This is a genomic window from Rhodococcus sp. YL-1 (assembly GCF_001942025.1).
Taxonomy (GTDB): Bacteria; Actinomycetota; Actinomycetes; order Mycobacteriales; family Mycobacteriaceae; genus Rhodococcus_F; species Rhodococcus_F qingshengii.
Map to the genome: position 1 here is coordinate 253851 of NZ_CP017299.1, position 23698 is coordinate 277548.

General features: G+C 64.1%; 14 protein-coding genes. 7 read left to right on the forward strand and 7 right to left on the reverse strand.

All coding sequences use genetic code 11. From position 1 onward, the window contains the following. Positions 1-127: 127 nt before the first annotated feature. From BH682_RS01205 to BH682_RS01220, 4 genes are all read left to right on the forward strand, one after another. Positions 128-1123, forward strand: a complete 996-nt coding sequence (locus tag BH682_RS01205) for an LLM class F420-dependent oxidoreductase (protein ID WP_007731815.1) — start codon at positions 128-130, stop codon at positions 1121-1123. Positions 1124-1305: 182 nt separating this feature from the next. Further along, complete coding sequence (gene fadD32 / locus BH682_RS01210; RefSeq protein ID WP_003943899.1) at positions 1306-3195, forward strand: long-chain-fatty-acid--AMP ligase FadD32; 1890 nt, start codon at positions 1306-1308, stop codon at positions 3193-3195. 37 nt (positions 3196-3232) lie between these two features. Further along, positions 3233-8176: a polyketide synthase Pks13 gene (gene pks13 / locus BH682_RS01215; RefSeq protein WP_075831802.1), complete on the forward strand. Its 4944-nt coding sequence runs from the start codon at positions 3233-3235 to the stop codon at positions 8174-8176. After that, entirely contained in the window at positions 8173-9714 is a 1542-nt protein-coding gene (locus BH682_RS01220) for an acyl-CoA carboxylase subunit beta (RefSeq protein ID WP_075831804.1), read from the forward strand. Before pks13 ends, BH682_RS01220 begins: the two co-directional genes overlap by 4 nt. Here the strand turns inward: BH682_RS01220 and BH682_RS01225 are convergent. Further along, positions 9711-10622, reverse strand: coding sequence for a LysR family transcriptional regulator (locus BH682_RS01225; protein WP_075831806.1), 912 nt, complete (start codon positions 10620-10622; stop codon positions 9711-9713). The genes BH682_RS01220 and BH682_RS01225 overlap by 4 nt on opposite strands. 73 nt (positions 10623-10695) lie before the next feature. Here BH682_RS01225 and BH682_RS01230 point away from each other — a divergent pair, with 73 nt between their 5' ends. Beyond that, positions 10696-11646 (forward strand): DMT family transporter, encoded by a 951-nt coding sequence (locus tag BH682_RS01230; protein WP_075831808.1) that lies wholly within the window; start codon positions 10696-10698, stop codon positions 11644-11646. On the opposite strand, the gene BH682_RS01235 is transcribed toward BH682_RS01230, so the two are convergent. The 3 genes from BH682_RS01235 to BH682_RS01245 form a co-directional block, all read right to left on the reverse strand. After that, on the reverse strand, positions 11643-14945 hold the full coding sequence (locus BH682_RS01235) for an arabinosyltransferase domain-containing protein (protein WP_075831810.1): 3303 nt from the start codon (positions 14943-14945) through the stop codon (positions 11643-11645). The genes BH682_RS01230 and BH682_RS01235 overlap by 4 nt on opposite strands. A 73-nt stretch (positions 14946-15018) precedes the next feature. Beyond that, the gene (locus tag BH682_RS01240; protein WP_075831812.1) at positions 15019-18273 is read right to left on the reverse strand and encodes an arabinosyltransferase domain-containing protein; all 3255 of its coding nucleotides are present in this window, start codon (positions 18271-18273) and stop codon (positions 15019-15021) included. 82 nt (positions 18274-18355) lie between these two features. Next, positions 18356-18625, reverse strand: a complete 270-nt coding sequence (locus BH682_RS01245; RefSeq protein ID WP_003943854.1) for a helix-turn-helix domain-containing protein — start codon at positions 18623-18625, stop codon at positions 18356-18358. 49 nt (positions 18626-18674) lie between these two features. Between BH682_RS01245 and map the strand changes: the two genes are divergently transcribed. Further along, a complete protein-coding gene (gene map / locus BH682_RS01250) occupies positions 18675-19439 on the forward strand; it encodes a type I methionyl aminopeptidase (RefSeq protein WP_075835096.1) in 765 nt (254 codons plus the stop codon). Between the two features lie 9 nt (positions 19440-19448). On the opposite strand, the gene BH682_RS01255 is transcribed toward map, so the two are convergent. Next, positions 19449-21281 (reverse strand): glycosyl transferase, encoded by a 1833-nt coding sequence (locus BH682_RS01255; RefSeq protein ID WP_075831814.1) that lies wholly within the window; start codon positions 21279-21281, stop codon positions 19449-19451. A 334-nt stretch (positions 21282-21615) separates the two neighbouring features. On the opposite strand from BH682_RS01255, the gene BH682_RS01260 reads away from it, so the two are divergent. Then, positions 21616-22287: an MspA family porin gene (locus tag BH682_RS01260; protein WP_223304562.1), complete on the forward strand. Its 672-nt coding sequence runs from the start codon at positions 21616-21618 to the stop codon at positions 22285-22287. Positions 22288-22308: 21 nt separating this feature from the next. On the opposite strand, the gene BH682_RS01265 is transcribed toward BH682_RS01260, so the two are convergent. Beyond that, positions 22309-22941, reverse strand: a complete 633-nt coding sequence (locus BH682_RS01265) for a hypothetical protein (protein ID WP_223304561.1) — start codon at positions 22939-22941, stop codon at positions 22309-22311. Positions 22942-23040: 99 nt separating this feature from the next. Continuing rightward, positions 23041-23649, reverse strand: a complete 609-nt coding sequence (locus BH682_RS01270; protein ID WP_223304560.1) for a TetR/AcrR family transcriptional regulator — start codon at positions 23647-23649, stop codon at positions 23041-23043. Between the last annotated feature and the right edge of the window lie 49 nt (positions 23650-23698).

Here is a 23698-nt window from a genome sequence, read left to right on the forward strand (position 1 = left end):
GTAGAGTGCTGCACGGTCCGGGGGCTTCCTCTACAGTGCTGTCACGTAAGTGACTGGCGAGTAGGTTCGATTTGTCCGAGTTTGTAGTTCGAGTACGACGTACGTGTCCATCACAGGAGATCGATATATGAGTTCCACCCACGGCAGCGATGCCCTACGCAAATTTCGGTTTGCGGCCGGTGGCGAGGGCAACGCCGAAGAGGGTGGTGCGCGACGCTTCGTCAAGCTCGCGCAGAAGGCCGAGGAACTCGGCTACGACTCGTTCATGATTCCGGATCACCTGGGTAATCAGGTCGGCCCGATCGCCGCTCTCGGAGCGCTCGCGGTGGCCACCGACAAGATTCGTCTCGGCACCGCCGTGTTGGCCAACGGCTTCCGTCATCCTGCTGTGCTCGCGAAGGACGCGGCGACTATCGACGTGCTGTCCGGTGGTCGACTCGAACTCGGTATCGGTGCGGGCTGGATGAAGGAAGAGTTCGACAAGGGCGGCATCGCCTACGAAAGTCCGGGCGTTCGCATCGAGAAGCTCGAGGAGTCTCTGCAGATTCTCGACGTTCTTCTGCGCGGGCAGGAATGCACTTTCGAAGGCAAGCACTATCAGGTCCGCGGCCTCAAGGGCAGCCCGCGACCGCGGCAGGGCCCGCGGCCACCGATCATCGTGGGCGGCGGAGGCCCGAAGATGCTTGCTCTCGCGGCGAAGTACGCGGACATCATCTCGGTCGCCACACCGACGAACCGTGACGGGCGGCTTCTGCTCTCCGGAATCACGATGGAAAAGACCATCGAACGTGTCGAGCGGATCCGCGAAGCTGCCGGCGAGCGTTTCGATGAGATCGAACTCAACTGGACCATCACCATGATCATGATCACCGACGATCGAGAGCAGGCTGCCGAAATGGCAATCGCCGCTCTGGACCAAGGTTTTCCGCCGAACATCGAAGTGGATCGTAAGCTGAGCGTGGAGGAGCTGTTGAACTCTCCATACCTGGCTGTGGGCACTTTCGAGGAAATCGCAGACCAGATTCGACTGGTCCGCGAGAAGACGTCGATGTCGTACGTCGGGGTCTTCCCGACGCAGATGGAAGCGTTCGCCCCGATCATCCCGTTACTGGCGGGCGAGTAGGCCGGAGAATACGGACGATGCGAATCTGTAACATATCGATGGTTTGGGATCGATGAAGTGATTCAGGTGAGTTGCGCACAAAGTGCGATTCGATTGATCGAAGATGGACCCGAGAGAGCGAAGGAAGTCTGGGGCGCAGGCATGAAAGACAGTGCTTGTGTGATCGCTTCGGAGGAGATGGAATGAACGCGCTGTTCGATGGCTTTCTCGACGAGAAGGGCCAGATCCGCCTGCAACCAGGCTTCACGCTGGTCGACTACGTCGAGCAACACTCGCGTGTCAACGCGGACGAGCTCGCGTATCGGTACATCGACTACTCACGCGAGCGTGACGGTGAAGCCCTGGAGCTGACCTGGGAGCAGTTCGGTGTGCGTCTGCGCGCTGTTGCAGCCCGTCTGCAGCAGGTCACCAAGCGTGGCGACCGTGTCGCGATTCTTGCTCCGCAGGGACTCGACTACGTCATTTCGTTCTTCGCGGCCATTCAGGCCGGTTCCATCGCGGTGCCGCTCTTCGATCCGGACGAGCCCGGTCACACCGACCGTCTTCACGCTGTTCTCGGTGACTGCAAGCCGACTGCGATTCTGACTGCCGCATCGTCGGCAGCCGGTGTTCGCCAGTTGTTCCGCTCGCTTCCCGCTGCCGAGCGTCCGCGCATCATCGCCGTCGACGCGATTCCCGACACCGTCGGTGAAACGTGGGTTCGCCCCGACATCGAACTCGACGACATCGCGTACCTGCAGTACACCTCTGGTTCGACCCGAGTTCCCGCCGGCGTGGAGATCACCCATCGTGCTGTCGGAACGAACGCGCTCCAGATGGTCGATTCCATCGAACTCAACGAGGACTCGCGGGGCGTCACGTGGCTGCCGCTGTTCCACGACATGGGCCTGCTGACGGTCATCCTGCCTGCTCTGGGCGGCAAGTACATCACCATCATGAGCCCGCGTGCTTTCGTGCAGCGGCCGTACCGGTGGATCAAGGAACTTGCTGCGGTTTCCGACGGCGCCGGAACCTTTGCTGCCGCTCCCAACTTCGCTTTCGAGCACGCTGCCGCGCGTGGCCTGCCGAAGGACGGCGAGACCCTGGACCTGAGCAACGTCATCGGTCTGATCAACGGCAGTGAGCCGGTCACGACGTCGTCGATGCGCAAGTTCAACGACGCTTTTGCTCAGTACGGTCTGCCCAAGACTGCGATCAAGCCGTCGTACGGCATGGCCGAGGCGACGCTCTTCGTCTCCTCGACCAAGCATTCCGACGAGGCCAAGGTCATCTACGTCGACCGCACGGAACTCAACAAGGGACGCATGGTCATCGTCGACCAGTACTCCGAGAACGCAATCGCGCAGGTCTCCTGTGGGTACGTCTCGCGCAGTCAGTGGGCGGCGATCGTCGATCCCGAGACGCTGACCGAGGTCCCCGACAATCACGTCGGCGAGATCTGGTTGCACGGCGAGAACATCGGTATCGGCTACTGGGGTCGCCCTGACGAGACGGCGGAGACCTTCCACAACAAGCTGGACAATCGGTTGAGCGAAGACAGCCACACCGAGGGCACGCCGGCGGATGCCAACTGGATGCGTACCGGCGACTTCGGCGTCTACGTCGACGGCGAGCTGTACATCACCGGGCGCGTCAAGGACCTCGTGATCGTCGACGGTCGCAATCATTACCCGCAGGACCTCGAGGCTTCGGCTCAGGAAGCCAGCCCGGCTCTGCGCCCCGGCTTCATCGCTGCGTTTGCCGTACCGGCCAACCAGCTGCCGTCCGTCGTGTTCTCCAACACGCACTCGGGCCTGAAGTTCGACGACGACGATTCCTCGGAGCAGTTGGTCATCGTGGCCGAGCGTGCTCCCGGCGCAGGCAAGGCCGATCCGCAGCCGATCGCGGACACCGTGCGTGCGGCGATTTCTTCCCGTCACGGTGTTACGGCCCGAGACATCCTGCTCGTCCCCGCGGGTTCGATTCCGCGTACGTCGAGCGGCAAGATCGCTCGCCGCGCGTGTAAGGCGAGCTATATCGAGGGAACGTTGCGAGGCGGCTATCAGCAGACCGCATTCCCCGATAGCGTTTGAGGAGCAGTCCCTTCATGATCGGTGGCTTGGTGAGTTGATGGTTGAACAAGATGGTGCGCAGAGCAAAGACGTTGTGAGCGAGATGAGTGTCGCGCAGCTGCGTGAGTGGCTTCGCAATTGGATCGCCAACGCGACCGGTCAGCCGGCGGGTTCGATCACGGACGATCGCCCGATGGAAGAGTTCGGGCTCGCCTCGCGGGACGCAGTTGCTCTGAGCGGAGACATCGAGGATCTGCTCGGCGTCACGCTGACCGCCACGGTTGCCTATCAACACCCCACCATCGCTTCGCTGGCTACTCGGATCATTGAAGGTGAGCCCGAGGCGCCGCAGGAGACCGTCGACGCCTCGTATTACGTCTCAGGCGGCACGACGGACGCTCACGACATCGCCATCGTCGGACTGTCCACACGATTCCCCGGTGCCGGGCACACGCCTTCGGACATGTGGGAAATGCTGGCGGACGGACGCGACGGCATCAGCGACCTCCCCGAGGACCGCTGGGCCGAGTTCATGTCGGATCCCGCCATCAAGGCCGCGGTCGAGAACGCGAACACCAAGGGCGGGTACCTCGACGACGTCAAGGGTTTCGACGCCGAGTTCTTCGCGATGTCTCCGCTCGAGGTCGTCAACGTCGATCCGCAGCAGCGCCTCGCACTCGAACTCGCGTGGGAAGCACTCGAGCACGCTCGCATTCCGGCCAGTGGGCTCAAGGGCAAGCAGGTCGGTGTTTTCATCGGCAGTTCCGCCAACGACTACCAGCTGCTCGCGGTCAGTGATCCGACGACGGCGCATCCGTACGCGTTGACCGGAACGTCGACTGCCATCGTCGCGAACCGGGTCTCGTACTTCTTCGACTTCCGTGGACCGTCCATCGCTCTGGACACCGCGTGTTCGTCTTCGCTGGTTGCCGTTCACGAGGCTGTGCGCTCGCTGCGCAGCGGTGACTCCAACATCGCGCTGGCCGGTGGCGTCAACATGCTGCTGGCCCCTCCCGGAACCCTCGGTTTCGATCAGACCGGGATGCTCGCTCCCGACGGAAAACTGCGTGCCTTCTCCGCTCAGGCTCAGGGAATCGTTCGCAGTGAGGGCGGCGGACTCGTCGTGCTCAAGCGCCTCGAAGACGCCGAGCGTGATGGAGATTCCATCCTCGCGGTGATCGCCGGATCCGCGGTCAACCAGGACGGCCGTTCCAACGGTCTGCTCGCACCCAATCCCGATGCCCAGGCCGACGTGTTGCGTTTCGCGTACCGCGACGCCGGAATCTTGCCGACCACCGTCGACTACATCGAGGCGCACGGAACGGGTACCGATCTCGGTGATCCCATCGAGGCCGACGCGCTCAGTCGTGTCGTCGGTCGTGGTCGTGACGAAGACAAGCCGGCACTGCTCGGTAGCGCGAAGACCAACTTCGGGCACCTGGAAGCAGCTGCAGGTGCCGCCGGCCTGATCAAGGTCGTTTTGGCGATGCAGGAAAACAAGATTCCCGCGACGATCAACTACCTGGGCCCGAACCCGCACATCGACTTCGAGAAGTCGCACCTGCAGGTGACGCCCGAGGCCACCGACTGGCCGCGTTACACCGGCAAGGCTGTCGCCGGTGTCTCCGGTTTCGGTTTCGGTGGAACCAACGCGCACGTCGTGGTCAAGGAGTACGTACCTGCCGACGCGGTAGTCGATGAACCGGTTGTGGATGCCCCGGTGGTCGACGAACCGGCAGCAGAGAACGAGAGCACCGTTGTGCTGGCCGTGTCCGGCGCGCTGCCGTCGCGTCGTCGCCGCGCAGCCGCTGATCTGGCCGACTGGCTCGAAACCGAAGAGGGAAGCAAGACGCCCCTCGCCGACGTCGCCCGCACACTCGCGCGTCGCAACCACGGACGCTCGCGCGCCGCTGTTCTGGCGCAGACGCGCTCCGAGGCCATCAGCTCGCTGCGCGCCGTCGCCGCAGGCAAGCCTGCTCAAGGAGTCTTCTCCGCCGACTCGCCGTCGCCCAAGGGCGCGGTGTGGGTGTTCTCGGGCTTCGGCTCGCAGCACCGCAAGATGGCCAAGCAGCTCTACACGGAGAACTCGGCCTTCAAGGCGGCCGTCGACGAGGTCGACGCGCTGATCCAGGACGAGGCCGGTTACTCGATGGTCGAGATGTTCCTCGACGATTCGATCGAGTACAACGTCGAGACCGCGCAGGTGGGAATCTTCACCATCCAGGTCGGTCTGGCCGCGTTGCTGCGTCACCACGGCGCCGAGGCCGAAGCCGTGGTTCCGCACTCGATGGGTGAGGCCGCTGCCGCGTACGTTTCCGGCGGCCTGAACCTGGAAGACGCTGTCCGCGTGATCTGTTCACGTTCACGGCTGATGGGTGAGGCCGAGGGCGCACTTGTCGGTGACGACATCCGTCTGATGGCTCTGCTCGAGTACAGCGCATCCGAGATCGAGGCGCTACTGCCCACGTACCCCAAGCTCGAGGTCTGTGTTTACGCAGCTCCGACGCACACGGTGATCGGTGGACCGCAGCCGGACATCGAGGCGATCGTCGCGGCCGCCGAGGCCGACGGCAAGATGGCGCGTGTCCTGCAGACCAAGGGCGCCAGCCATACTTCGCAGGTAGATCCGCTGCTCGGTGAGCTTGCCGCCGAGTTGGCCGGTATCGAGCCGACCACGTTGAAGCTCGGCGTCTACTCGTCCGTCGACAAGGACACTTTCTACCGTCCCGGTCACGAGCCGATCCATCAAGAGGCGTACTGGGTCAAGGGTCTTCGCCACAGCGTGTACTTCACCAATGCGGTACGCGGTGCAGTTGCCCACGGCCACACCACTTTTGTCGAGCTTGCACCCAACCCGGTGACGCTGATGTCGGTGGCGGCTACCGCTTTCGATTCGGGCCTGCACGACATGGAGCTCATCCAGACGCTCAAGCGTAAGGAAGACGAGTCCGCGGGTGTTCTTGCCGCTCTCGCGCAGCTGTACGTGCACGGCCATGCCGTGAACCTCGAGTCTCTGCTTCCCGCAGGCGATTTCGCTTCGGTTCCGCGTACCGCATTCCTGCGTAAGCCGTATTGGCTCGACATTCGCGTCAGTGCCGGCGGTTCGGCTCGCGTACCCGGTTCGCACGTCGCTCTGCCCGACGGCCGCCACGTGTGGGAGGTCGACGCATCCGCCGTCACCGACCTGGCGGTGCTGGTGAGCGCCGCTGCCGGACAGGTGCTTTCGGATGTCTCTCTGACCGCTGCTGTTCCGCACGGTGAACTGGCCGGTGCTTCGACCCTGACCACGACACTCAACCCGCATCCGGGTGGAGCGTCGGTGCAGGTGCACGCTCGTGAGGGCGCTACGTTCCGTCTGCTCTTCGACGCCGTCGTCACGTCGGGTGAGCCGCTGCCCGAGCTGGTCGTCAGCGCGCCGGTCAAGACCAGTGCGCCGATGGAATCCTTGGCCGAGGTCGTCGAAGACGCCGGAGACAAGTGGGATCCGAACGGTTCGCAGAGCCTCGACGACCGCCTCAAGATCGTGGTTGCCGAGTCGATGGGGTACTCGCCGGAGGATCTGCCGGCCGAGGTTCCGCTCATCGAACTGGGTCTCGACTCGCTCATGGCGATGCGTATCAAGAACCGCGTCGAGTACGAGTTCGACATTCCGCAGCTCCAGCTCCAGGCAGTCAAGGACGCGAGCCTCAACGAGGTCAACAAGTACCTGCGCTACGCGATCGACAATCGCGAAGAGGTTCAGGCGATGGCCGACAAGCAGGCCGCGGAGAAGTTGGCGGCCGACGCTGCTGACGAGGACGTTGCTCCCGCCGAGGTGGCAGTGGAACTACCTACCACTGCTCCGGTTGCTGCTGCGCCTTCCGATCCTTCTCGAGCCGGAACTGCCGACGACGCAGGCTCGGACGTTCCGCCGCGAGATGCGGCCGAGCGCTTGACGTTTGCGACGTGGGCGGTTGTCACCGGGAAGTCGGCCAAGGGCATCTTCAACGATCTGCCGATCGTCGGTGACGAGGTCGCCGAGAAGCTTGCTGCTCGGCTTTCCGAGCGTGCCGGTGGCGAGATCACTCTCGACGACGTTCTCGACTCCACCACCATCGAAGAGCTTGCGGACGTCGTTCGCCAGTACCTCGAGGACGACGGCAAGATCGACGGACTCGTACGTACTCTGCGTGCCCGCCCCGAAGGTTCCACTGCCGTACCGGTATTCGTCTTCCATGCTGCCGGTGGTTCGACGGTGACGTACGAGCCTCTGCTCAAGCGCCTGCCCGCCGGCACGCCGATGTACGGATTCGAGCGGGTCGAGGGCTCGATCGAAACCCGCGCTGCTGCTTACGTTCCGCTGCTGCGTGAGATCCAGGGCGACGGGCCGTACGTGCTGTGTGGCTGGTCGTTCGGTGGCGTGATGTCGTATGCGGTCGCGAAGTTGCTGCGCGAGCAGGGCGCCGACGTGCGTGTGGTCGGGCTGCTCGACACCGTCATGGCCGGCGAGGTCGTGCCGGACACCGAGGCGGAACGACGCAAGCGTTGGGAGCGCTACGGCAAGTTCGCCAAGCGCACCTACAACCTGGATGTGCCGCTGCCGCTTGACGTTCTGGCTTCCACCGAAGCCGACGAGGATCAGATCCAGATCTTGATGGACATGATCAAGATGAGCGGCGCCAAGATTCCCGGCGGCATCATCGAGCATCAGCGGACGTCGTGGTTGGACAATCGCGCCATCCAGACGGCCGAGTTCAGCAGTTACGACGGCGACGTCGTGCTCTACATGGCCGACAAGTACCACGACGAGCTGATGACGCTCGAGCCTGCATTCAAGACCCGCAAGGCAGATGGTGGTTGGGGTGACTACGTGAAGAACCTCGAGGTCGTCTACATCGGCGGGGACCACCTGCAGATCGTCGACGAGCCGTACATCGCGAAGGTTGCGGCAGACCTCACCACCAAGCTGGCCCAGATCGAGACAGCTCAGACCAAAGCAGCGGAAACCGGAGTTCAGAAGTGACGACAACCACCGCGGAGAAGCTCGCTGAACTCCGCGAAAAGTTGGAGAAGGCAAAGGAACCCGGCTCGGCTCGGGCCATTGCGAAGCGCGATGCAGCAGGGCACAGTACGCCGCGCCAGCGCATCGACATGTTGCTCGATCCCGGTAGCTTCGTCGAGGTCGGCGCCCTGGTGAAGATGGCGGGCGAGGACAACCCGTACAGCGACGGCGTCATGACCGGTCACGGAACTGTCGACGGGCGTCCGGTCGCCGTGTTCGCGCACGATCAGACGGTGTTCGGCGGTGCCGCCGGAGAGATGTTCGGCCGTAAGGTCGCAGCCGTCAACGATTTTGCACTGAAGGTGGGCTGCCCGGTCGTCGGTATCAACGATTCCGGTGGAGCTCGAATCCAGGATGCCGTTTCCTCATTGGCCTGGTACGCCAACATGGGTTCACGTCAGGAGCCCTTGTCCGGTGTCTGCCCGCAGATCTCGGTCATCCTCGGTAAGTGCGCCGGCGGTGCCGTGTACGCACCGATCAACACCGACGTCGTGGTCGCGACCGAAGAGTCGTACATGTTCGTCACCGGACCCGACGTCATCAAGTCGGTCACCGGCGAAGAGGTCAGCCTCGAGGATCTGGGCGGGGCGCGCAAGCAGGCGGAGTACGGAAACATCCATCACGTCGCTCCCGACGAGAAGGCTGCATTCGACTGGGTGCGTGAGTACCTGAGCTTCATGCCGTCGTCGTGCCAGGAGAAGGCGCCGCTGATCAACCCGGGCCTCGAACCCGAGATCACCGAGTCGGATCTCGAACTCAATGCGTTCATGCCGGATGCCGACAACGCCGGCTACGACATGCACGACATCATTCTGCGGATCTTCGACGACGGCACTTTCCACGAAATCGGAGCCCAGGTCGCGCACAACGTGATCACCGGATTCTCCCGCGTCGACGGCCTGCCCGTCGGTGTCGTGGCCAACCAGCCCACGTACCTCAGCGGCGCCCTCGACGCGGACAGCTCCGACAAGGCCGCCCATTTCGTGCGTCTGTGCGACGCTTTCAACATCCCGCTCGTCTTCGTCGTCGACACACCGGGCTTCCTTCCCGGCGTCGATCAGGAAAAGGTCGGCGTCATCAAGCGCGGCGGGCGTTTCCTGTTCTCGTACATCGAAGCCACTGTGCCGAAGGTGACTGTGGTGGTTCGTAAGGCGTACGGCGGCGGTTATGCCGTCATGGGCTGCAAGCAGCTCGGTGCCGACATCAACCTCGCGTGGCCGACCGCTCGTATCGCCGTGATGGGCGCCGAGGGTGCCGTCAACATCATGGGGCGGCGTCAGCTCGCCGAGGCCGGTGAGAATGCACCCGCGGTGCGTGCTCAGCTGATCAACTTCTACAACGAGTTCGTCGCGACGCCGTACATCGCGGCCGAGCGCGGATACATCGACGCGGTGATCGAGCCTTCGCAGACGCGTCTCGAGATCCGCAAGGCTCTGAAGTTGCTCGCGGACAAGACGATCTTCAAGAACCCGCGCAAGCACAACTTGATGCCGCTCTAGTTCTTTTGGTCACCGAGGGCGTCGAACTGGCGGCGTAGCGCTTCTATCGCCGCCAGGACGGCCGGCCTTTCGCTGTCTGTCCGCCAGGCGAGGTAGATGTCTCGGCCGAGCGGCGGAACCGTGTCGAGCATTCGAACACCTTCCGGCGGTACAACTCTCGCCAGACGTGGAATCAATGCGACGGCGAGGCCCTGAGCGACGAATTCGACCTGGGTGGGAAACTCGGCGACCTCGTACTCGATTCGTGGGTCGAACCCCTGCGCGCGCAGGGTCCGGACGGTGAAGGTGTGAAAGTCCGTTCCCCGTGTCCACGTCGCCCAGGCATGCTCGGACAGCTCGCTGAGCGCGACGACCTTGTTCTCCGCCAGCGGATGTGACGCCGGGAGAGCGAGCAGCGCCACGTCGTCGTACACGGGCGTGAAGGAGAGTCCGTCGGGAAGTTCGACGGGCAGAGTGCTCCAACTGTCGACCACCACGACGTCGAGGTCGCGGCGAATCAGTGCTGGGAGCAGTTCTTCGGATTCGCCTTCGTTGAAGGTGATTTCGAGCTGCGGATGCGCATGCCTGATTTCGGCGATGGCTCGCGGCAGCACCGTCCTGCTGGGGGAGACCAGGGCGCCGATACGTACGCGGCCCGTCACCTCGCTCTGCAGCGACGCGATTTCCGCCTCGGCCTGAGCGAGCGTCGAGAGAACCTCTGCGGTTCGGCGCGCGAGGATTCGGCCCGCTTCTGTGAGTCGCACACCGCGGCCCTGCGGTTCGAGGAGCGGAACACCGACCTCGCGCTCGAGTTTGTTCAACTGCTGCGAAATCCCGGACGGTGTGACATGCAAGGTGCGGGCGGCAGCCGCCACTGATCCGTTCTCGGCGACGGCGTGCAGGGCGCGGAGTCTTTCGAGATTCAACACAGTAGCAATGCTACCGAATATACGGTCTGAACATTTGCTTGTGCTGAATAGTTAGCGGCAGGAACATTGTCGAGTGACCACTCTGACCTCCGCGACCGCGCAGACACCGACACCCACCCGAACTCCTCGGGGGCGCATCGACCCTCGATTGCTCGTCGTCGGAGGCGCAGCCGCGATCTCGATCAGTTCGCTCCTCATCAAGTTGGCTGATGTCGGGCCCTCGACGGCCGTCTTCTTCCGTTGCTTCCTGGCCCTGCCGCCGCTGTTGTGGTTGGCGTGGCGGGAGTACCGCCGGGTGGGCAAGCCGAGCCGGCGGGCAGTCGTTCTGCAGGTGCTCGGCGGTCTGCTGCTCGGACTGGATTTCGCGTTGTGGTCGCAGTCGATTCTGATGATCGGCGCGGGGATGGCGAGCGTCGTCGTGAACGTGCAGGTGGTCGTGGTGCCCGCACTGTCCTGGTTGGTGTTCGGCCATCGGGTGCCGATGCGGTTCGTCTTCGCCCTGCCGTTCATGTTCACGGGAATCGCCTTGGCGGGCGGCGTGTTCGGAGGTGGGGGAACCGGCGACGACTTGCTGTGGGGAACGGCGCTCTCGCTCGTCTCCGGAATCGCCTACGGCGGCTACATCTTCGTGGTCGGCCGGACGGGCGAGGCGGATCGGGCAGCGAGCCAGGTGTTGATCTCGACGACGTCCGCGGGCATCGCCGGGTCCGTCATCGGATCACTGTGGGGCCGGATCGATTTCGTCCCGGGCTGGGAAGCGTTCGGCTGGCTCGCGGCACTGGCACTGGTCGGCCAGGTGTTCGGCTGGATGCTGATGGGGAACTCGCTCCCTCGGCTTCCCGCCGAGGTGGGCGCGACGCTCCTGCTCATGCAACCGGTACTTGCCGTACTGCTGGCGGTCGTGCTGCTCGGCGAACGGCCAGGCGTTGGGCAACTACTCGGGTGCGTCGTCGTTGTCGGAGCGGTCTCGGCCGTCTCCGTACGTCGCACCCGAGCAGTCACCCGAGTAGGTAGCGCAGGCTAGTGCACTCGCATCTCGCCGGGCATCCACATGCCCGAGCGGGTTGCGGTGCCCGTCTCCACCTCTGCCGGAACAGCATTCGGGAAGTACCGGTCGTAGCGCTCGAGTGATCCCCAGTCCCGCGCCCAGTCGTCCTTCAGGTACGTAGGAACCGTCGTCGCACCGGCAAGAACCTCGGTGAATCCGAGCGGGCCACCGTTGTCCGCGGACTGCCAGGTGTCGGTGGAACTGACCGCAAGAGGACGGTCCGGGAGGATGCGGAAGTTCGGCATCTCGGCCACGCCGTTCTGATGTGTGAACGGACGTTGGCACGGGAACTGAAGGCCGACAGCCCAGTCCAGGAGCACCGGCTGCTCGTTGCCGATGTACGAGTTCAGGGACTCGAGCTTGGGCACGCGCGGCGGCGTGAATGCCATCCACTGATCGCCCGTGAGGTTGGGATCGAACGCGACCACCCGAACGGCGTCGGCGTCCGGCGCGAGTTCGTCGATCGGGATACGGACGTTGCGCCACGACGGCGCGGGTCCGATGTCTCGCGGCATGTACGAACCCTGAACCTGCACGGTCCCGTCGGGCTGAGTCTTGCCGTACTCGACCAGAAGTGACTGGCCGTACGTGATCGCACCGGTGTTGTCGACGGACCACACACGCCCGGCGACGGACATGACCACCAGCGGTGATTCTTCACTGCGAGTGGGCAATCCGTACCAACTCGAGATGAGGGAAGCAGGTTCCTGCACACCGGGCTGATAGCTGCCCATGACCGGTGTCTTCGACGGATCGAGGCCGAAGGGGAGCTTGGCCGTGCTGCCGTTGACGCCGACGTTGCCGGTGCCGCCGCTGGTTCCGGCGCCGGAACCGGTGGCGAAGGTGGGACCGACACTCTGGCTGTCGGTATTGCCCATGCCCTGCTTGACTTCGATGTAATCCGCAGTCAGATCGCTGGGAACCCCATTGGGGGAGAAGCCCTTCGAACCAACGCCGGACAACGGATCCTCGGCGTTGAATCCGGGAGCGGTCAGAGGCCGCAGATTCCCGGAATTGACGTCGGTCTCGACCAGAACGTCCTCGGCCATGCCGCAGGTCTTGCCCGCGAGTGCCTCGACGTTGCTTCGGCCCAGCGAGTACGCCGGGTACTGCGACACTGCACCCTTGAGTAGCGAGAGCACCTCGAACAGGACCATCAGACCGGCAATCACGGTGAGGGGAGCGGCCGCGAACTTGCGAATTCGTCTGCCCTTGGCCGTGTTCGGCTTCTCGGGCGGGGCGGCAAATCCCTCACGCAGGTACTGCCAGGCGGCAAAGGCCAAGGCGAGAGCAAAGAGCGCGAGGAACAGGGTGTTGGATTCACGGCCGTCGTAGGAGATGGTCTTGTCGAACCACGGCACGCCGTAACTCGAGACGTACCAGTAGCCGTTGATGCCGGCGAACGTCAACGCGAGCATCAGGAGTAGTCCGGCCACGAACACCGACCGGTTACGACGCGAGCGCAGGGCGGACGCGGACACGGCCACGGCGGTCAGCGCGGCGAGAGAACCGGCGATGCCCGCGTACGCACCGAAGTGGTGAGTCCACTTGGTGGGGTTGAACATCATCAGGAACATCGTGCCGAAGACGACGCCGACCAGGCGCCACGACGGACCGGTGGCCGCGCCGGGGACGCGGCCGCGGCGCAACAACACGAAGAGCGTCGTGAAGAGGCACAGGATCATCGTCAAGAACGCGAAGCGTCGGGCAACCGAGCCGTCGACCGTCTGGACGAAGAGGTAGTAGTAGCGCAGGAAGTCCTGGTACCACTCGAGATTGGGGCCGATGATCGTTCGGACGCGCGTTGCTTCCATGACGCCGGCAAAGGTCTGGTCGGCGAAGATGACCACCAGCACGATGGTTCCGGCAGCGGCGATCGGAGCGAGAAGCGGCAGGGTGCCGACCAGTCGGTGACGCTTGACGACGATGCGCACCAACGGGCGCACACCGGCGAGAAGGGCTGCGATACACATCAATCCGGTGGGTGCGGCGGCAAGAGTGAAGGCGCCGATCAAGATTGCCGTGGCCGCGGGCAGCAGACGTCCGGTGGCGATGGCGCGCTCGATGGAGCACCAGGTGAGCAGTGCGCCGAGAGCCACGATGGGTTCGGGGCGAAGACCGTTGTTGTACGCCAGCCAGAAGGACAGGAACACCAGACCGCCGGTCCAGAGGGCGACGTTGCTCCGGCGAACCGCCCGCCCGAGACGCGGGACGACCTCGCGGCTGATGACCATCCAGCAGAGGATTCCGGCGAGCAGAGCGGGCAGACGCATGAACGGGCTCGCGGTCGAGATCTTCGCCATCACGGCCAGCACTTCGTAGTACCAGCCGAACGGGGCCTCGGGAACGCCGAACCAACGGAAGTAGTTGGCCATGTATCCCGCGTCCGGTGAGACTCGGGCCATGGTGAGGAGGTAACCGTCGTCGGCGGTGTTCGCGCCGATGAAGTGCCACACGACGAGCGTGCCGACCACCACTCCGTCGATACCGGAGAACTTCCACCAGCGTGCGGGCAGGAAGCGTCGGTGCTTGCGGCCGTCGGTGCCGTCGAGGCGAGCCAGGGCGACCAGCGCGACGATGGTCGAGAGGACGGCCACGATCATCGCGACCAGCTTCAAGACGCTGGGGCTCGAGGAGAAACGTGAGTCGATCGTCATCGAGAAGCCGAGGCCCTCGGGGGCAGCGCCGTCGGGCAGGTCGCTGAAGACGCCGACCACCTGCGGGCGGAAGTCACCGTCGAGCTGGCCACGAATCGGGTTGCCGTCGGGATAGGTCAGTCCGACGAACTCTGCCGTGGTTCGGTTGACGTCAGAGCTGAACGCGATGGCGCCACAGCGACTGGACTCGACGTCCTCGCGTGCCGCCGAAGCGACGACGACGTTGCGATCGAGCACGTCGACGCTCGTCGCGGACACCCGGACGAACATCGACGACAGTGCCGCGCCGTCGCCCTGTGCAGGTGCCGTCGACAGCAAGATGCCGCCGCCCTCCGGCAGCGAGCTGACCGCGGTACAGGGGATCGATGCGTTGACGTCGATGGGAACCTGCGCCATCAGCGGTGCCTCGACGTCGCCGATCACTCCGTTCTGCGGCCAGTTGACCGAAGCCGTCGTCTGCACGACGGGAAGCAGCGGAGTTGCCAGTGCGAGCACGAAGCCGAGCAAGCCGGCGATGATCGCGACCCATCGCGTGCGATGGAAACGCTCGCGGGCATCCTGACCAGCAGGAGGCGGCGAACTCGAAGTCTGAGGTGAAGCTGTCACGGCGTCGGGCACGGCTACCGATGGTATGTCAGGGCTGAGCGTGGACCTACCGTGCCTGGGTGGTTGGTAGGTCCACGCGTAACAGTTACGACTGGTAACGAATCGGGCCCGGTGTCCAGGTGCCCGATCGGGTCTCTGTGGTGACGTTCATTTGCGCGGGAACCGCGTCCGAATCGAGCGGTGTGTACTGCTCGAGCGATCCCCAGTCACGATCCCAGTCGTTGTCCAGATAGGTCGGCAATGCCCTGGCCGAGAGCAGTTCGGTAGTCCAGCCGAGCGGTCCGCCGCCGTAGTGGTCCTGCCAGGCGTTGGTGGACTCCGCGCCGATGCGGTCGGGCAGGATGCGCCAGTCGGGGATCTCGGCGACGCCGTACAGGTGATCCACCGGACGTTGGCACGGGAAGGCCAGACCGACAGCCCAATCCATCAGCACGGGATCGGTGGATCCGACGACGTCCTGCAGCGTGCGCATGGTCGGCACTCGTGGCGGTGTGAGCGCCAGCCACTGGTCGGCGCTGATGTCGGTGTCACTGGCCACCAGACGCACGGTGTCGGCGTCGGCGGGCAGCTGATCCATCGGAACGCGCAGGTTGCGCCACGACGGCGACGGGCCGATGTCGATCGGATCGACACGTCCCAGTGCGTCGACGCTCCCGTCTGCCTGCTTCTTGCCGTACTCGACCTGCAGCACTGCGCCGGGGGTGACGATGCCGTCGGAGTTGACGTAGCGGATGCGTCCGGCGGCCGCGACGGTCAGGAGCGGTGCGGCGTCGTTGCGCTCGGGGAGTGAATACCAACCGGTGGTCAGTGACGCGTTCTGAGGTGCTCCGTAACTACCGAGCACCGGGGTTTTTGCGGGGTCGAGCCCGAACGGGAGCGCGACGTTGCTGCCGTTGACGCCGGCCGTCGACTGCGAGCCACCGGCGGTGCCGGATCCGGTTCCCGGCGTGGTGGTGCCGGACTGCGAGGTCGAGGTGTCGAGGCTGTTTGCACTGCCTGCCGTCGAGTCTTCTGCGTCGGCCGTGAGGTCGCCTGCAACCCCGTCCGGCGAGAACCCGGTTGATTCGCTCGCACCGAATGCACCCGCGCCGGCGAGATCGGTGGGCCGATCCGTCAATTGCAGAACGCCGGCGTTCGGATCGGACTCGACGAGTACCTCACCCGCGAGACCGCAGCTTCCGCCGAAGACGGATTCGATGTTGGACTTGCCGATCGAATACGCGGGGTACTGCGCGACCGCGCCCTTGAGCAGGGACAGCACCTCGAACAGCACGACCGCTCCGGCCGCGATGGTCAACGGTGACGGGGCGAGAAGGCGGAGTCGCCTGGTCTTCTTGACGCTGTCCTCCGTGCCGTTTCGCCGGCGCGGCTCCATGACGTGGTACCACGCGGCCAGCAGCAGCGCGAGAATCGTGAGGCCGAGGAAGGCCGTCGAGAATCCCTTGCCGGCGATTGACGGCGGCTTGTCCCACCACGGGACGCCGTAACTCGAGACGTACCACCAGCCGTTGGAGCTCGTGAACGCCACAGCGAGGATGAACAGGATGCCCGCGGCGAACAGCGCGCGGTTTCGTTTGGAACGCATGCTCGACGCACTCACACCGACGGCAGCGAGGACGGCCACCGTGGCGGCCAGACCGGCGTACACACCGAAGTGGTGAGTCCACTTGGTGGGGGTGAACTGCATCAGGAGCAGCGACGCGAACACGATGCCGAGGATTCGGCGCGAGGGCCCGATCGCGGTGCCGGGGATCCGGCCCTTGCGCAGGATCATCATGACGCAGAAGACGAGTCCGACGATCATGACGAACATGCCGAAGCGGCGGGCCAGTGAGCCGTCGGGGGAGATGGTCATCAGTGCGTCCCAACGCAACCGTTCCTCGAACCACGGAACGTTCGGCCCGACGGCCGTTCGCACTCTGGTCGATTCGAGAACTGTCGCGAGGGTTTGATCTGCGAAGACCGCGACGAGCACCACGGTTCCGGCGGCGAGAATCGGCATGATCTGGGACAGGAAGCCGACGCGTTTGCCGCGGGCGATCAGGATCTGCAGGATCGGCCGGGCACCGGCGATCAACGCGCCGATCGCGATCAGCCCGGAAGGCCCGGCGGCCAACGAGAATGCGGCGATCAGCACGGCCATCGCGGCGGGCAACAGACGTCCGGTGGCGATGGCGCGCTCGATGGAGCACCACGTGAGCAGAGCGCCCAGGGCGATGATGGGCTCGGGACGCAGGCCGTTGTTGTACGGCAACCAGAAGGCCAGGAACACGAGCCCGCCCGTCCAGATGGCAACCTTGTTGCGGCGCACCGCAACACCGAGTCGCGGTATCACCTCGCGGCTGATGACCATCCAGCACAGAATGCCGGCGATCAACGCGGGCAGGCGCATCCACATGCTCGCGGTGCTGACCTTCGCGAACAGCGCCAGCACGTCGTAGTACCAACCGAACGGCGCTTCGGGGACTCCGAACCAGCGGAAGTAATTAGCCATGTACCCGGAGTGCTCCGAGACTCGGGCCATGCCGAGCAGGTAACCGTCGTCGGAAGTGTTGGCGCCGAACACATGCCACAGCGCCAGCGTGCCGATAACCAGGGCGTCGATGCCGGTGAACTTCCACCATCGCGCCGGCAGGAACCGCCGCGCACGACGGCCGTCGACGCCGTCGATCCGGTGCAGTGCGTACAGCGAGACGATGGTCGAGAGTGCCGCCACGATCATCGCGAACAGTTTGAGAAGTGTGGGGCTGGACGAGAACCGGGAGTCGACGTCCATGTGGGCGGACAGTCCGGCGGGCGCTGCGCCCTGCAGGTCGGTGAAGATGCCGACAACCTGTGGGCGGTAGTCACCGGTCAGGGTGGTGCCGACGCCGTCGATTCCGGTGACCGCCGCGACGGTCTGCTCGGAGTTGGTCGTGATGGTGATCGCCGTGCACCCGTTCAGTTGATCGAGCGGGGTCGAGATCAGCACCGAATCGCGGGTGAGTGCTTCGAGGCGGTCGGCAGTGGTGCGGACGGTGAGGCCGCGGGCGTTTCGGTCCGGCGCCCCGTTCGGCATGGTCGAGAGCAGTGTGCCGCCGCTGCCGCCCAACTGGCCGAGAGTGGAACAGGGGATGCTGATGTCGAGCGATGTGGGCGAGTAGGAGATAAGCGGCGACGAAACGCTGTTGACGGTCCCACCCTGCGGCCAGTCGATGCTCGCGGCTTCCTGCTTGACGGGCAGGAAGGGCGTCGCGAGTGCAAGAAGCAGGCCAAGAAGGCCGGTGACTATCGCGATGAGTCGTGCCGTCCGGACTCGCTGGGAATCCGATTCTCGGGGAGCTTCGGGGCCAGTGGGCACGGGTTTCGGGGGCACTACTACTTCAGACGGCACAAGGAACGATGTTAGGCGAGTGTGGGCCCGCACATCCTGAGAGAACTACTCAGGATGCAACTTCCTGTTCGGATTGTGGTGTTTCAAGTGTTCGGGCAATGGTGTCGAGTGAAATACCCAACACTTCCGCGACCGCGCTGATGGTGAAGAAGGCGGGTGTCGCGATGCGTCCGGTTTCGATCTTGCGCAGCGTTTCGACCGAGATGCCGGCATCGAGCGCTACCTGAACCATGCTTCGGTCTCCCCGTGCAGATCGCAGGAGTTCACCCAGTCGTAGTCCTCGTTCGAGTTCTTCCGCCGTCAGCGGTACGCGCACCATGTGCTTATAGTAATACCGGTATAGTTATTCGACAAGGAAGGTGTTCGAAATGGTCGAAATCAAGACCGCAGGGGAAATCGACGCGATGGCGGCGGCTGGGAGAATCACGGCGCAGGCTCTGGCTGCGGCGCGTGAGGCGGCAAGCGTCGGGGTGACGTTGCTCGAATTGGACGCCGTTGCCGCGGAGGTTATTTCGGCGGCCGGCGCCTCGGCGCTGTTCTTGAACTACCGGCCGGCAACGGCACCGACGCCGTTCCCAGGCGCCATCTGTGCGAGTGTGAACGATGCTGTGGTGCACGGTATCCCGAATGAGTACCGGCTTCGCGACGGTGACCTGGTCAGCATCGACTGCGGCGCGAGACTCGACGGTTGGTGTGGTGACTCCGCCATCAGCTTCACTGTCGGGCGGGGGAGCAGTGAGGATCAGGCACTGATCGACGCGACCGATGAGGCACTTGCCCGTGGCATTGCCGCTGCCCAGCCCGGAAACCGATTGGGCGACATCGGTGCCGCGATCGGACATTACGCGCGTGGCCGCGGGTACGGCATGCTGGCCGATCACGGTGGGCACGGCATCGGCCGCGAGATGCACGAAGGCCCGGACGTGCCCAACGAAGGTCGAGCAGGCAAAGGCTTCCGGCTGCGTCCCGGCCTGGTCATCGCCATCGAACCGATGCTCATCGCCGACGGAACCGACGACTACCGGCACGACGCCGACGGGTGGACCCTTCGTACCGTTTCGGGCGCCCGGGCTGCGCACAGTGAGCACACGGTCGCGATCACCGAAGACGGTCCGGTGATCATGACCCGCTGATCAACCCGCTCAGCTCTGGTTGGAGGTCTTGCCGCTCACGAGGTCTCGTACGTCCCACACCCACACGTCGTCGACGTGCTTGGCGTCGAAGCCGACCAGCTCGTCGACCGTGTGGCGCAGGGCGTCGTCGCCGGAGAATCGGGGAAGCACCAGTACGTCGGCGTGCCAGTACCGCAGGTCGGTCAGTGCGTTCGCTCTGGTGCCCACGTCGATCAACGGGACCTTGCCGGTTTGTTTGGCATTGACCAGCAGGGTCGAGGTGGGCCGGGACTCGGCGCCGTAGATTCCGGCGCGGGTCTTCGAATCCGGGCCGACGAAGTACCCGCCGGCGATGGGGAAACCGAAGTCGGCGTCGACCTGCCAGCTCAGTGCGCGGGCGTCTTCGGCGCTCGCGACGGGAACCGTCACCACGGTGCCGTCGCTGACGTAGTTCTCCCACGAGCCGCTGGTGATGAATTCGGGCGTCGCAGATCGCTGATCGGCGTCAATGGGGGTCGGGATCAGGGGAATCATCGCGACGGCGAGAGCCACCAGCCAGACACCGGCTGCCGTGCGGCGCGGTCCACGAAGTTCGACAAAAGCGCGGTAGGTGCCGAGGGTGAGCAGCAGCCCGATCGCCGGAATCGCGCCCATCGCGAATCGGGATTCGAGCACCGATTCGAACAACGGCAGGTCGGCGAGGAGTTTCCACGGCAGAGTGATGCCGGTCTTGTCACCGTCGATGGTCAGTTCGGAACCGAGTGAGAGCACACCCATGACCACGATCACGGCGGCAGCCGCGCGGGTCAGGCGGATGCGCCACAGCCACACCGTTGCACCGAGAAGCAGGAGCACCAGCGGCCATCCGAAGTACGCGTTCTCCTCGGTCGGGTTCATTCGGAACTCCGCGCCCTCGGGGTCGCCCGCAACCGATTCGGTCGGGAACGTGGTGAGTGCAGCGGTGTCGTTGCCTGCCTGACCGTGTGAGACGCCGTCGTAGCTCGCTGGGCCGAAGAACTGCGACCACAGCGGCACCGCAGTGATCAGGAGTGTGACCGCGCCGCCGATCACGAGGCCGGGCATCGCGCGCTTGATCGCCTGGCGCGACTTGGCCAGGCCGGGCAGTGCATAGGCGGCGCCGAACACCATGGCTGACATCGTGAAGATGAGGAGCGGTTCTTCACCGAGGAAGATCTGCCAGGCGACGAGTAGGCCGAGGACGACACCGTCGCGAACCGGACGCTTGCCGTTCGAAATGCGCACTACCTGCAAGAATATGAACGGAAGTACGAAGAACGCGACGAAGTTCGGGTGGCCGTTGGCATGCGAGATCATGGCGGGCGCGAATCCGCAGAACCCCGCTCCGACGGCGGCGGCGACCTTGGAGCGGACGGAGACTCCGGTCAGTACGTGCCGCGAGAATGCCCAGTACCAAGCGATGGCGGTGCCGCCGAGGCCGGCGGTCAGCCCGATCGCATACGTGGCGGTCGGTCCGAAGATCAGCGTGATCGGGGCCAACGGGATACTGATGCCGAACATCGCGGTATTGGCCATCAGGTTCACGCCGAGTGGATAATTCTGCAGGTCACTGAACAGTGGGCTGCGGAACTGGGCGAGGGCGTGAGCGGTATCGGCGAAGAACCATTCCCACATGGCCTGGTCGCGGCCCGCGTTGAACAGATAGCCGGACTGCAGATCGCTCCACAGGTTGGACATCACGTAGATCGCCGCGACGGTGAACGTCGCCATGATCGCGAGGTCGACCAGACGACCGCGCTGGACGACCGAGCGCCGCACTGCTGAACGGACTCGCCCTGGACGTGCTTCTTCGAGCAGTTGGACGTCGGGCAAGGTCTCGGTCATGCAGTCGGTGCCTTTCGGTTCTGGCGCCCATCCCTGAAGTGGCGATCTCAGAAGTTCGGGGTGGCCTACTTAGGTCTCGATTCGATAACTTCCACTGTCAGAGTAACGAACAAAACGGTTCGCGTCCGCGAGCGGGCGCAGTCAGCGGGACAAACCGGTCCGCCCGACTTGTCCGGAAAGTAATGTTTTCGTGCACCGTTTGACGGGTTCGTGACCGGGGTATCGCAACAAGGATCTTGCTCGCGTTTGTTCAGGCAGCCCCGACGAATCCCATCCTCGACGAAGAGTTGGAACCTACGTCCGGGGCCTATACCGGATGGGATGGTGCTTGTGCATGTCGAAGACAGCAGTTCGTAGTAGCGCAGTAGGAGCAGTGGCCCTGTTGGCCGTTGTCCTGGGGGGTGGGACGGCGTCGGCAGGCGTCGACAACACCAGTTCGATCACCGACGTCAAAGGAAATCGGATAGAGGTCTATCAGGCTGATACCGCTATCCACGTCTTTCCACCTCTCGACAGCTCACCGCTGAGTGTCGAGTTCTTCCACGACGGGGTTGCCGGCGTGAAGATCGACGGCCCGGATGCAGCAAGTTTCACCGGAACGAAGCTGACGATCGGCTATCAGATCGGTTACCCGATCGCGCTGACCGGCGCGACGGTCGTTCTCAACAGTCCCGGTCTCGACTGGGCGATCGACAGTGGCACCGACATCGGCATCGGACTCATCCCAGACCCGGCACTGGGCGTGGACTTCACGAATCACGTCATTCTCGGCGGGGACATCATTCCGTCGCAGGAACTTGACGTCGATCTGGCGCCCGGCGGAATCACCGACGTCGCGCTGCTCGAGGATCAGACATTTGACGGTCCCGAAGCCGCGGTCCGTCTGTCCGGAGTTCACGGTTACGTACAGGGAGCCATCGGTCCGGTGACCATCAGGCCGTACGCGAAGGCTGTCACGTCGAATGGCGATACCGTCGTCACTTACGGTGTACCGCAGAGGCTTTAGCGAAAGCGGATGCTCCCGCCGTCACGCTGCAACAGCGTGATGGTGGGAGTTTTCCGTGTTCCGTGTGGTCGAATCGGCGCCACGAATCGGCGAAGCGTCCGCCCAGTGGGCACTACGGGAAACACTGACGAGTTTCGCGACCAACCGTGCCGCGATCCACACGAGGTACACGGCGGTGATCAGAAGCAGAAGTGCCCAGTCGTGCGCGAAGAATCCGACTATCCCGCCGATCGTGAACGCGAGGGCGACGAAGACGACCCGTCCGCCCACGTCGGTCTCGACCAGATACTCGGGTTCGATCGGATCGTCGGGTTCACTCGATTCATCGACGTCCTCGGATGACTCGGCCCTGGACTTCTCGTGGTGTTCGGTGGGGATCTCGAGTAGCTCGCCCCATTCGAGCACCGCAACGGTGTGCGCGGTGTCGGTCGGGATCGCGCGGTAGTCGCGGGACTCGGACACGTCGATGAGAGCCCTTGCCAGAGTGAGTACTTCGATGCGATTGCGAATCGCGACGCTCAACACTTCATGGAAAGCCTGCTCGCGCCCGAACGGTTTGCCGCGCGCAATGACCAGAACATGCTCTGCGGAATCGAGAACTGCACGATGCGGTACAAGCTCGCGGCTTTGCGCAACGAGTTCGCTCACTGTCATCACCTACCCCGCCGGTGGTTGATGCGGCCGTTTGCTCGACTGCGCTTGGAGGGGCTGAGTACCCCGGCAGTTTCGGAAACAAACTCGCCGGACAGCGTGTCAGATTTGCGCAGCCGGGGCCGAGAGTGCTCCGAGGCAACTTTCGATCAGGTCGGCAACGATCACGTGAGCACGTTCGCGGCTGTCGACGCGGCCTTCCCACGTGGCAAAAGTGACGACGGTGAGCACGGTCAGAGTTCCCGCCCGAAGTTCGGCGATCTCTGCCGGTAACGAGGACGCAGCGACTATCCGCCGCTGAACTTCGCGGAAACTCTCGGCCTGCATGTGGTCACGGATAGTCGACGACATCGCCGGGTCGAAGATCGACTGCACCAGGAACCGCGCGTACAACGTGCCCTCGCGGTAGATGGTCTGTTCCGCCAACGGCAGGAGGAGAGCCTCGACGAGGGCACGCATCGTCGGTGGATTCGCGTCGAGATCGATCGTGTCGAGCAACTCACGACGACGCTCACCGGCAGGTCGCATTCTGGACTCGACGACGGCCGCCAGCAAACCTTCACGTGACCCGAAGTGATACTGCGCAGCCGATTTGTTGGCCTGCCCGGCTTCGGTCTGAACATCACGAAGAGTCAGAGCGGCCAGACCTCGCTCGGCAACCAGACGCTCGGCTGCATCGATCATCGCCGCTCGGGCATCGGTTCGGGGCACGGTATGAAGTTAGGGGTGCGTCGGGGTCGCGTCAACGACCCCGACGGTA